The 14,024-nt window shown below is 72.0% G+C and carries 8 protein-coding genes; 7 read left to right on the top strand and 1 reads right to left on the bottom strand.

Translation table 11 applies throughout. The features are described from left to right. Positions 1–60: 60 nt before the first annotated feature. On the bottom strand, positions 61–2,922 hold the full coding sequence (locus ACH4TP_RS13730; protein WP_398437705.1) for a glycoside hydrolase family 3 C-terminal domain-containing protein: 2,862 nt from the start codon (positions 2,920–2,922) through the stop codon (positions 61–63). A 230-nt stretch (positions 2,923–3,152) separates the two neighbouring features. On the opposite strand from ACH4TP_RS13730, the gene ACH4TP_RS13725 reads away from it, so the two are divergent. The 7 genes from ACH4TP_RS13725 (at position 3,153) to ACH4TP_RS13695 (ending at position 13,991) form a co-directional block, all read left to right on the top strand. Further along, positions 3,153–4,823 (top strand): ABC transporter substrate-binding protein, encoded by a 1,671-nt coding sequence (locus ACH4TP_RS13725; protein WP_398190021.1) that lies wholly within the window; start codon positions 3,153–3,155, stop codon positions 4,821–4,823. Then, positions 4,820–5,767 carry an ABC transporter permease gene (locus ACH4TP_RS13720; RefSeq protein WP_398190019.1) on the top strand — a complete coding sequence of 316 codons (948 nt, stop codon included), beginning with the start codon at positions 4,820–4,822 and terminating at the stop codon, positions 5,765–5,767. Before ACH4TP_RS13725 ends, ACH4TP_RS13720 begins: the two co-directional genes overlap by 4 nt. Further along, entirely contained in the window at positions 5,764–6,738 is a 975-nt protein-coding gene (locus tag ACH4TP_RS13715; protein ID WP_389225104.1) for a carbohydrate ABC transporter permease, read from the top strand. The genes ACH4TP_RS13720 and ACH4TP_RS13715 overlap by 4 nt, the downstream gene beginning before the upstream one ends. 89 nt (positions 6,739–6,827) lie before the next feature. Further along, positions 6,828–7,856 (top strand): LacI family DNA-binding transcriptional regulator, encoded by a 1,029-nt coding sequence (locus ACH4TP_RS13710; RefSeq protein WP_389225106.1) that lies wholly within the window; start codon positions 6,828–6,830, stop codon positions 7,854–7,856. 27 nt (positions 7,857–7,883) lie between these two features. Further along, a complete protein-coding gene (locus tag ACH4TP_RS13705) occupies positions 7,884–9,869 on the top strand; it encodes a beta-galactosidase (RefSeq protein WP_398437701.1) in 1,986 nt (661 codons plus the stop codon). A gap of 40 nt (positions 9,870–9,909) precedes the next feature. Next, entirely contained in the window at positions 9,910–12,054 is a 2,145-nt protein-coding gene (locus ACH4TP_RS13700; RefSeq protein WP_398437699.1) for a glycoside hydrolase family 36 protein, read from the top strand. Positions 12,055–12,227: 173 nt separating this feature from the next. Next, complete coding sequence (locus ACH4TP_RS13695; RefSeq protein WP_398437697.1) at positions 12,228–13,991, top strand: cellulose binding domain-containing protein; 1,764 nt, start codon at positions 12,228–12,230, stop codon at positions 13,989–13,991. The last annotated feature ends 33 nt before the right edge of the window (positions 13,992–14,024 follow it).

Genomic DNA, 14,024 nt, shown 5'->3' with positions numbered 1-14,024 from the left:
GGAGGGACGGCGGTCCGCCCTCCCACCCCGGGCGGACCGCCGGTCTGTGGGGCGAGGGCCTCAGTCGGTCGCGCCGAAGCGGAAGGCCGAGAGCCGGAAGTCGCCGTGCAGGGTCAGGCTCAGGTCGTGCACGCCGTGGAGCGGGGCGGCGAGCTCGGCGGTGGTGCTCGTCCAGGCGTAGCGGTCGCCGGTCACGGGCACCTCGATCTCGGCCAGCACCCGGCCGCCCGCCCGGACTTCGAGTCGGCCCCCGGCCGCGCGGACGTCCTCGCGGGCGGTCTCGACCTCGATCGCGGAGGCGCCGGAGAGGTCGACCTCGCGGAAGAGGAGCGTCGCGGGCCGTGCGGGGTCGGTGGGCGTGACCGCGTCGCCGTCGGTGCGGGTGGCGTCGACGATGGCGGCGTCCTCGTAGTCGTCGAAGTCGACGGCCCGGATCCGGCGTCCGGTGCCCGCGCGGGGCGCGGCGGCCGCACCGGGCACGGTGAGGGGTGCCGTGAGGACCGGGTGGTCGGCGCTGCGGGCGACGATCACCTCGTAGCGTCCGGGGTCGACGGTGAAGGCTCCGGTGGCGACGTCCCAGTGGGCCAGCTGTTCGGCCGGCAGCCGGAACGTCAGTTCACGGTTCTCCCCAGGCTCCAGTCGGACCTTGCGGAAGTCGGCGAGGCGCAGCCGGGGTGCCTCGTAGCGGGCGTCCAGGGCGCGGACGTAGACCTGGACCACCTCGGTGCCGGGGCGCGGGCCGCCGTTGGCCACCGTCACCGTGACGTCGACCGCGCCGTACGGGTCGACCGAGGGCTGCGAGAGGAGCAGGTCGCGGTAGGTGAAGTCGGTGTAGGACAGCCCGTGCCCGAAGGCGTAGAGGGGGGTGGTCCGGTGGTACTGGTAGGTCCAGCCCGCCTTGATGATGTCGTAGTCGAGCGGGGCGGGCAGCGGGTCGTCGCCCCGGTACCAGGTCTGCGGCAGGCGGCCGGCGGGCTCGGCCCCGCCGAGCAGCACGGCGGCCAGCGCGTGTCCCGTCTCCTGCCCGCCGTGGGAGGTCCACACCACGGCGGGCAGGTGTTCGTCGGCCCAGTCGAGGGCGTAGGGGTAGCTGCTCATCAGTACCAGTGCCGTCTGCGGGCGGGCTTCGGCGACGGCGCGCAGCAGTGCCTCCTGGCCCTCGGGCAGGCGGATGTCGGCGCGGTCCTCGGTCTCGCGGCCGTTGATCATCGGGTGGTTGCCGAGGGCGACGACGGCGGCGTCCGCCGTCGCGGCGGCTTCGCGGGCCTCGGCGCGGCCGTCGCGCAGCAGCTCGCGCTGCCAGCGCTCGGCGGCGTCCGGGGTCTCGGCGGTGACCGTCACCCGGCCGTCGGTGGGATCCACGGCGGCGTAGCGTCCGGTGAACACGTTGCGCAGCAGGACGGTGTCCTCGCCGGCCGGTTCGAACCGGAAGGTCTCCTTGACGAACCAGGCCTTGATGACGTCCTGGTCGGCGGCCAGGCCCTCGTCGTCCTGGAGGGTCAGGTAGCGGCCGGTGTCGGCGGCGCGCAGCGTGGAAACGCCGCCGCCCCAGTCGGTCACGTCGAAGGAGGTCTTGCCGAGCAGTTCACCGGTGGTGCGCGAGCGCAGGGCGATCCGGTCGCAGCCCTCCACCCGGACGATCTCGCCGCCGTGCGGGGCGAGGGCCGCGGCGAGGCCGGTGGCCAGGCCGACCCGGTACGGCATGGTGCCGCTGTACCAGTCCTCGAAGAGGGTGTCGGCGAGCGGGCCGATGACGGCGATCCGCGGAGTGCGGGCCGGGTCGAGGGGCAGCAGGCCGTCGTTCTTGAGCAGGACCGTCGACTCGACCGCGGCGTGCCGGGCCAGGGCGCGGTGCTCGGGGCAGTCGATCACCTCGGGGCCGGTGCCGGACCAGGGGTCGAGGTCGGGGTCGAACTCGCCGAGGCGGAAGCGCAGTTCCAGCTGGCGGCGGACGGCGCGGTCCACGTCGGCCTCGTCGATCAGACCGCGTTCCAGCGCCTCGCGCAGTCGGCCGACCGGGGTCTCGCTGTCCTCGTTGTGGTCGGTGAAGCTGTCGATGCCGGCCTTGAGCGCCGCCGCGTGGGATTCGGCGTGGTCGTCGAAGTAGTGCTCCGGGTCGACCAGGTTGGAGGGGGCCTCGGCGTCACTGACCACGAACAGCTCGTGGCCGGTCGGCTCGGCCCAGCGGCGCAGCTCGGTCCCGATCAGCGGGCTGACGTGGCAGGGCCGGCCGTTGACCAGGTTGTAGGCGGCCATCGCGCCGGTCGCGGCGCCGGAGGCGACGACGGGGCGGAAGGCGGCCAGGTCGTACTCCTGGAGGACGCGCGGGCGCAGTCCGGAGGAGGTGACGCAGCGGTCGTCCTCGTTGTTGTAGGCGAGGAAGTGCTTGAGCACCGGGGCGGACCGCAGATAGGTCGGGTGGTCGCCGGCGAGCCCCCTGCAGAACGCCTCGCCGACCCGCGCGGTGTGCACCGGGTCCTCGGAGTAGCCCTCTTCGTTGCGTCCCCAGCGCGGGTCGCGCAGCAGGTTGAGCACGGGGGCCCAGGCCTGCAGCGAGTTGGCCCCGCGCTCGGGGCTGCCGACGGCCGGCGGGCGGTGGTGGTGGAAGGCGCGCAGTTCGGTCGAGACCGCCTCGGCGACCCGGCGCACCAGCTCCTCGTCCCAGCTGGCGCCGAGACCGACGGCCTGGGGGAAGACCGTCGCCACCCCGAGCCAGGAGACGCCGTGCAGGCCCTCGCTGCCGGTGCGGAACGGGGCGACGCCCAGGCGCGGTACGGCCGGCGCGTACTGGTGCAGCATCGCGAGCCGTTCGTCGAGCGTGAGCTGCCGGAGCAGATCGTCGACACGCTCCCGCAGGGCGAGCGTGGGATTGCGGAAACCGGGCAGGCCGGCGGCGGACACGGGCACGGGCACGGAACTCACGTGGAACACCCTTCGGGTGGGCTCGGCTCGGCGACCGGATGATCGAAGCGTTTCGACGCTGACACGCTCCGATGGAGGTGTCAACTCCCCAGGAAACAAAGGGTTCTGGATTTGTTCAGCCTCTTGCCCAACTAGAAACCCGTCGTTAGTGTCGCCGAAACATCCAAGCGCTTCGACGCTTCGATGCTTCAACCTTCGACGGAGAGGGCCACGCCACCATGAGATCCGGGTTGAACCGCAGAAGCTTCCTGACCACCGCCGCCACGGTCGCGGGAGCCGCCGCGATGGCGCCCCTGCTGTCCGCCTGCGGCGGCGGCTCGGACAAGAAGGCCGGGGCGAACACCAAGGAGGGCCTCAAGTCCGCCCTGCCGGCCTATGTGCCCAACGCCAACGCGGTCAAGCCGGACATAGCCCCCGTGCGGGGCGCGGGCGATGCCGCGACCGACCCGGCCTACCTCTCCTACCCGGCCTCCCCGCCGTCCAGCGTCTCCGGCGTTCCGGGCAGGGGCGGCAGCTACACGGCGGTCACCCCGCTGTGGGGCACGGCCCCACCGGTCGGCAACTCCTTCTACCAGGCGATGAACAAGGCACTCGGGGTCGACCTGACCGTCAAGCCGACGGACGGGATCAACTACAACACCATCATCCCGACGATGACCGCCGCCAAGAAGCTGCCGGACTGGATCAACCTGCCGGCCTGGATGAACAACAACTTCAACACCGGTGGGCTGGCCGGCACCCAGCTCGCGGACCTGACCCCCTACCTGTCCGGCGACAACATCAAGAAGTACCCCAACCTGGCCGCCCTGCCCACCGGCGCCTGGCAGCACGGCGTCTGGGGCGACAAGCTCTACGGCATCCCCTGCTTCTCCACCAGCTTCGGCATCCCCGGCGCCACCTTCTACCGCCGGGACGTCCTCGAAGCCCGGGGCATCACGGCCGACCAGGTGAAGTCCGCCGACGACCTGATGAACCTCGGCAAGGAACTGACCGACGCCAAAAGGGGCGTGTGGGCCTTCGACGACGTGTGGACCTACCTCCAGGTCGCCTGGAACGTCCCCATGAACTGGAGGATCGACAACGGCAAGCTGGTCCACCCGCTCGAGACCCAGGAGTTCCTGGAGGCCATCGACTGGCACAACCGCCTGGCCACCTCGGGCTCCATGCACCCGGACGCGCTCGCCGGCGACGTCTCCAACGGGGCCACCCGCTTCTACAGCGGCAAGACGCTCATCGGAGGCGGCGGGCTGGGCGCCTGGAACCTGGCCGACCACCAGTCCGGCGTCGCCGCGGATCCGCACTACCGGCGCGGCGCCTTCAACGCCATCACCGCCGACGGCAAGGGCAAGCCCGTGATCTACATGGGCGCCGCCGCCAGCATGATCAGCTACCTCAACGCCGGTCTGAAGCCGGAGCAGATCCAGGAACTGCTCGCCGTCGCGAACTACCTCGCCGCGCCCTACGGCACGGCCGAGTACACCATGGTCAACTTCGGCGTCGAGGGCGTCCACCACACCCGGGTGAACGGCGTGCCGACCTTCACGGAGGAGGGGAAGAAGGACGTCCAGGTGACGAGCTACCAGTTCCTTGCCGCCGCCCCCTCCGTGACCAGCAACCCGGGCGGCGAGCAGGTCACCAGGGACTACGCGAGCTGGTCGGCCGCCAACGTCGGGTACCTCACCAAGCCGCCCTTCTGGGGCATGAACCTCAGCATGCCGCAGGCCATCGCCTCGGCGGCTGCCGCGCAGAACGTCAACGACACCATCAAGGACTGCTACCACGGCAAGAAGAAGGTCTCCGAGGTGCAGGCCGCCATCGCCAGCTGGCGGTCCGGCCCCGGCGAGCGGCTCAAGCGGTGGATGACCGACAACGTCCTCGACAAGTACGGCACCGGCCAGTGAGCACCGCGGCGCGGAAGCGCCTCGCCGGCCCCGCGCGGCTCGACCGGCGGACCAGGCTGCGGCGCGACAAGTCCCTCCTGCTGATGACGGTTCCCGCGGTCGTCCTGCTCCTGGTGTTCAACTACGCACCGCTGTTCGGCATCGTCACCGCCTTCCAGGAGTACGACCCGCTGGTCGGGGTCTGGCAGAGCGAATGGGTCGGGTTCGACCAGTTCCGGCAGCTGCTCGGCGACCCGGCGTTCTGGGCCTCGCTGCAGAACACGCTCTACCTCAGCTTCGTCCAGCTGATCCTCTTCTTCCCGGTCCCCATCGCCCTGGCCCTGCTGCTCAACTCGGTGATCAGCGAGCGGATCCGCAACTTCTTCCAGTCCGTGGTCTATCTGCCGCACTTCTTCTCGTGGGTGCTGGCGGTCACGATCTTCCAGCAGATGCTCGGCGGCGCCGGGGTGCTCAACCAGTTCCTGCGCCGGCACGACATCGGCACCTGGGACATCATGACCGACCCGCACACCTTCGCCCTCCTTGTCACCTCCCAGGCGATCTGGAAGGAGGCGGGCTGGGGGATCATCGTCTTCCTCGCGGCGCTGAGCGCGATCAACAGCGAGCTGTACGAGGCCGCGGCCGCCGACGGCGCGGGGCGGTTCCGGCGGATGTGGCACATCACGCTGCCGGGGCTGCGCGGGGTGATCGTGCTGATGCTGGTCCTGCGGCTCGGCAACGCCCTGTCCGTCGGTTTCGAGCAGTTCCTGATCCAGCGCGACGCCGTCGGCCACGAGGCCGCGGACGTCCTGGACACCTTCTCCTTCTACTACGGCATCGCCACCGGCGGCTACAGCTACGGCGCGGCGGCCGGGCTCTTCAAGAGCGTGGTCTCCCTGCTGCTCATCTGGGGTGCCAACAAGCTGGCGCATGCCTTCGGCGAGGACGGGCTGTATCGCACATGACGAACGCACTCAGCATCGGTTCGCGGGGCGGGAAGCACCGCACGGCGGCGACAGCCGCCCGACGCCGGACCCACTCCGCCCGCCCCTCCTGGGACGAGCCGCCGACCACGGTCGGCCAGGCCGCGAAGGGCCTCACACTCGGCGGGACGCTCGCCGTCATCCTGGTCCCGCTCTGGATCATCGTACTGACCAGCTTCTCCACCCCCGGAGCCATCAACCGAGCCGGCGGCCTGGTGATCTGGCCGGACGGCCTGTCCACCGAGACGTACCGCCAGATGCTCGGCGACCCGACGATCATCACCGCGCTGGGGGTGAGCCTGGGCATCACCCTGGTCGGCACCGCACTGTCCATGGTCGTCTCGATCCTGTGCGCCTACGGCCTCTCCCGGCCCCGGTCGTTCGGGCACCGCTTCCTCCTGATGCTGCTGATCGTCACGATGTTCGTCAGCGGCGGCCTGATCCCGGGCTTCCTGGTGGTCACCGGACTGGGCGGCTACGGCCAGTGGTGGGCGCTGATCCTGCCGAGCGCGGTCTCCGTCTTCAACATCCTGGTGCTGCGCGCCTTCTACCAGGAGACCTCCTCCGAACTGATCGACGCGGCCCGGATGGACGGCGCCGGGGAGTGGCGGATCCTGTGGTCCGTCGTCCTGCCCACCTCACGCGCCGTCACCGCCGTCACCGCGCTGTTCTACGCCGTCGGCTACTGGAACTCGTTCTTCAACGTCATGCTCTACATGCCGACGGACAGTCAGAAGTGGCCTCTGCAGTACGTGTTGCTCACCTACGTCAACCGGGCGAACGGCCTGCCCGGTTCGGTCAACTCGGGTTTCGGGGAGACCCACGCCCAGACCGCACCGCTGTCGCTGCAGATGGCGGTCGTGGTCCTCACCCTGGTACCACTGGTGATCGTGTACCCGTTCGTGCAGAAGCACCTGCGTACCGGTGTCCTCACCGGAGCGATCAAGGGCTGAGCCGTCGCTCCGGTCCGGCGCGCCCCCACCGGACCGGGACCGGACCGGGAACACGCCCTCAACGGAACCGACACGAAGGAAACAGCACGATGGTGACACTCGCCGATGTGGCCAGGCACGCCGGTGTCTCGTCCAGCACGGTCAGCTACGCCCTCAGCGGCAAGCGGCCGATCTCCCACGAGACCAGGATCCGCATCGAGCAGGCCATCACGGACCTCGGCTACCACCCCCACGCGGGCGCCCGGGCCCTGGCCGGCAAGCGCTCCCACATCATCGCCCTGGTCGTGCCGCTCCATCCCCAGGTGCACGTGCCCACCATGATGGAGATCGCCATCGCCGTCACCGTCGCGGCCCGCGAACACGGCTACGACGTCCTGCTGCTCACCAACGACGAAGGACCCGAAGGAGTCCGCAGGGTCGCCGCCACCGGACTCGCCGACGGCGTCATCCTGATGGACGTCCGGCTCGACGACGACCGCGTCCCGGTCCTGCGCGCCCAGGAGATCCCCGCCGCGCTCATCGGCCTGCCCGGCGACCCCACCGGACTCTCGTGCGTCGACCACGACTTCGCCACCGCGGGCGCGCTCTGCGCCGACCACCTGGCCGACCTCGGCCACCGCGACATCGCCTTCATCGGCTACAGCAGCGGCGTCTACCAGCGGCACGCCGGCTACGCCGAGCGCACCCTGAACGGCTTCCGCGCCCGCGCCGAGCGGCGGGACCTGCGCTTCCTCCACCGGCCGTGCGAGGGCACGTACGAGAGCACGGCCGGCACCCTGGCCCGCATCCTCGCGGACCGGCCCGACACCACCGGGTTCGTCGTGCAGAACGAGGCCGCGATCGGCCCGCTGCTCAGTCTGCTGCGCGCCAGCGGACGGACCGTCCCGGAGGACGCCTCCGTCATCGCCATCTGCCCGGAGGCGATGGCCGAGCAGCACTCCCCCCGGCTCACCTCCGTGACCGGCCCGAAGAAGGACCTCGGACAGGTCGCCGTCGAGCAGGTCATGGCGAGGATCGCCGCGACCACCGCGGGCGAGCGTCCCGACGACCAACTCGTCCTGATGCCACCGGAACTGGTGGTACGCGAAAGCACCGCACCGGCCCCGCGCCGCCTTTGACACCACGACCGGAAAGAGGGTTCCCGGATGGACATCCGCCGGCTCACCGACCGCCTGGGCGGCCTCGCCTTCGGCGGGGACTACAACCCCGAGCAGTGGGACGCGGAGGTGTGGAAGCAGGACGACGAACTCATGCGCCGGGCGCGCGTCAACCTGGCCACCGTCGGCGTCTTCTCCTGGGCCCTGATGGAACCCGAGGAGGGACGCTACGACTTCGACTGGCTCGACGCCCACCTCGACCGGCTGCACGCGGCCGGCGTCGCCGTCGACCTGGCCACCCCCACCGCCTCCCCGCCGCCCTGGTTCTCCCTGGCCCACCCGGACGCCCTGCCGGTCGGCCCCGACGGCGCCCGCCTGACACACGGCAGCCGGGACACCTACTGCCTCGCCGCCCCCGCCTACCGCCAGGCCTCCCGCCGCATCGCCGGCGCCCTCGCCGAACGCTACGGCGACCACCCGGCGCTCGCCCTGTGGCACGTGCACAACGAGTACGTCACCCTCTGCTTCTGCGACCACGCCGCGGCCGCCTTCCGGGTCTGGCTGCGCGCCCGCCACGGCTCCCTGGACGCCCTCAACGAGGCCTGGGGGACGGCCTTCTGGAGCCAGCGCTACACCGCGTGGGAGCAGATCCTGCCGCCCCGCAGGAGCCAGTGGCACCGCAACCCCGGCCAGGCCCTGGACTACAACCGCTTCTGGTCCGACGAGACCCTCGCCGCCTACCGCGAGCAGCGCGACGCCATCCGCGCCCACAGCGACCGGCCGGTGACCACCAACCTGATGCTGCCCGGCTACCAGAACGTGGACCTGTGGGCGTTCGGCCGCGAGGTCGACCTGGTCTCGGTCAACCACTACCCCGGCGCACCCGGCGTCGACGCCGCCGCCCACGCCGCCTTCGACGCCGACCGGGCCCGCTCCTTCGCCGGCGGGGCCCCCTGGCTGCTGATGGAATCGGGCACCAACACCGTCTACGCCGGCGGCCGCGTCCTCGCCAAGGATCCGGGGGACATCCTGCGCCACTCGCTCGGCCACATCGCCCGCGGCTCGGAGGGGGCGCTGTTCTTCCAGTGGCGCCAGTCCCGGGCCGGCGCCGAGACGTGGCACTCGGCGATGGTCCCGCACGCCGGGCCGGACAGCCGTACCTTCCGCGAGGTCACGGCGGCCGGGGAGGCCGTCGCCCGGCTCGGTGAACTCGCCGGCTCCACCGTACGGGCCGAGGTCGCCGTGCTGCACGACTCCGACGCCTGGTGGGCCCTGCAGGTCGACGGGCTCCCCTCGTCCGAGCTCGACTACATCGCCCCGCTGCGCCGCGCCCACCGGGCGCTGTGGGACTCCGGACTCACCGTCGACTTCGCCCACCCCGAGCACGACCTGAGCCGCTACCGGGTCGTGCTCGCGCCGGCCCTGTCCCTGCTCACCGACGCGGGCGCCGAGAACCTGCGCCGCTACGTCGCCGACGGCGGCACCCTGCTCGTCCAGCACTTCGGCGGCATCGTCGACGAGCGCCTGCATGCCCGGCTCGGCGGCTACCCGGCCGCCCCGCTGCGCGAGGCGCTGGGCATCCGCGTCGAGGAACACCGCCCGCTGCGACAGGACGAACGGGTCACGCTCTCCGACGGCTCGACGGCCGGCTCCTGGAGCGAGTCCCTGCGCACCGAGGGCGCGGAGGCGCTCGCCGCCTACACCCACGGCATGCTCGCCGGAAGCCCGGCGCTCACCCGCCACGACTTCGGCTCCGGCCACGGCTTCTACCTCTCCACCCGCCTCGACGACGCCGACTACGCCGCCCTGGTCCGCCGGCTCCTCACGGAGGCCGGTGTCGCCCCGGAGCCGCCGGGCCTTCCCCCCGGCGTCGAAGCCGTCACCCGGCACGCCCCGGACGGCCGCGGCTGGCACGTGCTCCTCAACCACCTCGACGAGGCCGTACCGCTCCCCCGGCCGGCCCACGACCTGCTCACGGACGCCACCGTGAGCCGGCTGCCCGCCGGCGGCTGCGCCGTCCTGCGCGCGTTGTGAGCGCTCACAATCCCCTCCCGCCTCATCGAGGAAGGCCACCATGAGCGACCCGCACGAGACGATCCGCTGGGGCCACCACGCCCTGGAGCTGGAGATCGCCCTGGGCGAGCACGGCGCCCCGCGCCTGACCCGCCTCGGCGCACCCGGCGACAAGGGCGCCGCCCCCCGCCCCGGCGCACCCCTGCCGTTGGTGGAGGTGACGACCGCCGACCTCGGCCGCCACTGGTCGGGCCGGCACCTCGTCAACACCGTTCTCGGCGGACGCCTGCGCCATCGCGCGCACCGGGCGACCCGGGACGGCGACTGGCACGTGCTCGCCGTCGAACTCCACGACCCGGAGAGCGGCCTGACCGCCGAGGCGGTCTACCGCTCCCCAGACGGTCTGCCGGTGCTGCGCGCCGAGGTGGTGCTGCGCAACGAGGGGCCGCGGACGCTGCACCTGGAATCGGTCGCCTCGCTCGTGGCGGGCTGCCTCACCGGGGCCGATCCGGCGGCCCTGGACGACGCCGACCTGCTGTGGGCGGAGAACGAGTGGTTCGCCGAATGCCGATGGCACCGCCAGCCGCTGCGCGTGTCCTCGCCCGAACGGAGCGGCCGCTTCCACACCACCTCCGGCCGCAGCACCCGCGTCGTGGCCGGACAGGGCGTGTGGTCCAGCTGCGGCCACCTGCCGATGGGCGGCCTGACGGACCGGGAATCCGGCCGTACCTGGCTGTGGCAGATCGAGCACAACGGCGGGGGCTGGCGCTGGGAGTGCGGGGTGCGCGACGACACGGCGTACGCGGCGCTGTACGGTCCCGACGGCGCCGACCACGGCTGGCGCCACCCCCTGGAACCCGGCGCCGAGTTCCGTACCGTGCCGGTGGCCCTGGCGTACGGCGCGGAGGGCGGCCCGGACGCCGCCTTCGCCGCCCTCACCGCGTACCGCCGGGCCACCCGGCGCCCGCACACCGACCACCACCGGCTGCCGGTCGTCTTCAACGACTACATGAACTGCCTGATGGGCGACCCCACCACCGCGAAGCTGCTGCCCCTCGTCGACGCCGCCGCCGAGGCCGGTGCGGAGTACTTCGTCATCGACGCCGGCTGGTACGCCGACGAGGACGAGAACTGGTGGGAGACCGTCGGCGCGTGGGAACCGTCCGCCTCCCGCTTCCCCGGCCCCGACGGGATCCACGAGGTCCTGGACCGCATCCGGTCGCACGGCATGGTCCCCGGCCTGTGGCTGGAGCCGGAGGCGGTCGGGGTGGCCGGCCCGGTCGCCGCGGCCCTGCCGGAGGAGGCTTTCTTCCGCCGCGACGGGCACCGCGTCGAGGAGGGCGGCGGCCGGTACCACCTGGACCTGCGCCACCCGGCCGCCCGTGCCCACCTGGACGGGGTGGTGGACCGCCTGGTCGGGGAGTGGGGCGTCGGCTACCTCAAGCTCGACCACAACACCGACCCGGGTTCCGGCACCAGCGCCCACCCCGGTGAGGCCCCGGCCGCCGGCCTGCTCGGGCACAACCGGGCCCAACTCGACTGGCTCGACGGCATCCTGGACCGCCACCCGGACCTGGTGGTCGAGAACTGCGCCTCCGGCGGCATGCGCATGGACCACGCCCTGCTCTCCCGGGTCCAGCTGCAGTCCACCAGCGACCAGCAGGACCTGCTGCGCTACGTACCGATCGCGGCGGCGGCCCCCACCGCCGTCACGCCCGAGCAGGGCGCCGTGTGGGCCTACCCGCTGCCCGAGGACTCCCCCGACGAGGTCGCCCTGACCATGGCCAACGCGCTCCTCGGCCGCGTCCACCTCTCCGGCCGGCTCACCGAACTCGCTCCGCGGGCACGTGACCTGGTCCACGAGGCGGTGGCCGTGTACAAGTCCATCCGCGCCGACCTGCCCCAGGCGCTGCCGGCCTGGCCGCTGGGCCTCCCCGCCTGGGAGGACCCGTGGATCGCGCTGGCGCTGCGCACCCCGACCACCACCTACGTCACCGTCTGGCGCCGTCATGGAACGGACGCCGTCAGGGAGCTCGACCTGCCCCACCTGCTCGGCGCCGACGTCCGCGCCGAGGTGCTCTACCCGGCCGCCGGCCGGGCCACCACCGCCTGGCACCCGGACACCGCCGCACTCGCCCTGACCCTGCCGGCGGCACCGTCCGCCGTCCTGCTGCGCCTCACCGAGGAGCCGACCGAGGGGAGTTGACGATGCGCCCCGCGACGGCGCGCGCCCCACCGCGCCGACCCCGCACCCCGAACGGAACACGCTTCGCGTCCGGGCCCGACCCGAGCAGCCGCACCGGGCCCCTGCCGTCCAGAACGCGGGAGTTCGATCCCCCACCCGAACACCATGCACCCCCACCCCACTGGAGGGACGCAATGAAACGGTCAGCCCGCTCGTGTCATGAGCGCGTCATAGCCGCCGCGGCGGCCCTGGCGCTCGCGGCCACCGGCGCGATCGCCGCCGTCGCGCCGCCCGCAGCCGCCGCGAGCACCGTGTCGGTGTCGGTCGACGCCGCCCTGCAGCTCGCCACCGTTCCCGCCACCGGCGTCGGCGTGAACATCCCGGTCTACGACGCCGCCATGAACGCCCCCGCCACCCCCGGTCTGCTCGGCACGGCCGGCATCAACACCGTCCGCTACCCCGGCGGCAGCCACTCCGACGTCTACCACTGGCAGACCGGCACCGCCGACGACGGTGCGTACGTGGCTCCGAACACCGGCTTCGACGCCTTCATGGGCACCGTGCGCGCCGCCGGAGCGCAGCCGATCATCACCGCCAACTACGGCTCGGGCACCCCCCAGGAGGCCGCCGCCTGGGTCCGGTACGCCAACGTCACCAAGGGCTACGGCATCAAGTACTGGGAGATCGGCAACGAGGTCTACGGCAACGGCGAGTACGGCGCCAAGTGGGAGTACGACACCCACGGCAGCAAGAGCGCCACGACCTACGCGAACAACGTGCTCCAGTACGTCTCGGCGATGAAGGCGGCCGACCCGAGCGTCAGAATCGGTGCCGTGCTGACCACCCCCGGCTACTGGCCGGACGGCATCGTCGGCCCGGGCGACACCATGGACTGGAACCACACCGTCCTGTCGATCGTCGGCTCGAAGATCGACTTCGCCATCGTGCACGCCTACCCCACCAGCACCAGCCCGGCCGACCTGCTCACCAAGCCGCAGGCCCAGAACCCGAACATCGCCGGCGCCGTGCGCTCGCTGATCGACCAGTACGCCGGGTCCCGCGCCCCCGACGTCGGCATCGCGGTGACCGAGGCGAACGCCCAGGCCTACCTGGACACCTCCCCCAACGGACTGTTCGCGCCGGACAACTACCTCACCTGGCTGGAGAACGGCGCGTTCAACGTGGACTGGTGGGACCTGCGCAACGGCACCGACTGCACCAAGGTGACCACCGTCGAGGGCGCCACCGACTACGACGACGGCGGCATGCTCTCCAGCGGCTCCCCCTGCGAGCCGTCCGCCAACACGCCCTTCCCCGCCTACTACGGCATCCAGATGATCAGCAAGCTGGGGGCGCCCGGCGACACGCTGGTCAAGGCCGCCGGCTCGTCCCCGCTGCTCTCCGCGCACGCCGTCCGCCGCACCAACGGTGACGTGGCCGTCATGCTGATCAACAAGGACCCGGACAACGCGGCCACGGTGAACCTCTCCTACACGGGGTTCACCCCGTCCTCCGCCACCCCGACCGTCCACTCCTACCTCAAGAACGGCCACTCGATCGGCACCGCCCCGTCCGGCAGTCCGACCACCCAGACCGTGCCCGCCTACGGCATCACGGTCGTCGAGATGCACCCGACCGGCGCGCCCTGCCGGGTCGTCTACAACAAGAACGAGTGGCAGGGCGTGATGGTCGGCACCGTCACCGTCGTCAACAACTCCCTCGGCCAGGTCAACGGCTGGTCCCTCGGCTTCGACTTCCCCGGCGACAACGGCATCACCGACAGCTGGAACGCCTCGGTGTCGCAGAGCGGCCCGAGCGTCAGCGCCGGAAACGTGTCCTACAACGCCTCCGTCCCACCCGGCGGAAGCGTCCAGTGGGGCTTCAAGGCCACCTGGTCCAGGAGCGACGCCGATCCGTCCGCCTTCCGGTTCAACGGCGCCTCCTGCGCGATCGGCTGAACCCCATGAGCCGGTGGTGCCCCGGACACCTGA

Source organism: Streptomyces sp. NPDC021012, from assembly GCF_044333355.1.
Classification (GTDB): Bacteria; Actinomycetota; Actinomycetes; order Streptomycetales; family Streptomycetaceae; genus Streptomyces.
This window is presented reverse-complemented; position numbering and strand designations above follow the sequence as displayed.

Bases quoted from the DNA above. Each gene is read 5' to 3' on its own strand.
- ACH4TP_RS13715 (WP_389225104.1), top strand. From the start codon at position 5,764: ATGACGAACGCACTCAGCATCGGTTCGCGGGGCGGGAAGCACCGCACG.
- ACH4TP_RS13710 (WP_389225106.1), top strand. From the start codon at position 6,828: ATGGTGACACTCGCCGATGTGGCCAGGCACGCCGGTGTCTCGTCCAGC.
- ACH4TP_RS13705 (WP_398437701.1), top strand. From the start codon at position 7,884: ATGGACATCCGCCGGCTCACCGACCGCCTGGGCGGCCTCGCCTTCGGC.
- ACH4TP_RS13700 (WP_398437699.1), top strand. From the start codon at position 9,910: ATGAGCGACCCGCACGAGACGATCCGCTGGGGCCACCACGCCCTGGAG.
- ACH4TP_RS13695 (WP_398437697.1), top strand. From the start codon at position 12,228: ATGAAACGGTCAGCCCGCTCGTGTCATGAGCGCGTCATAGCCGCCGCG.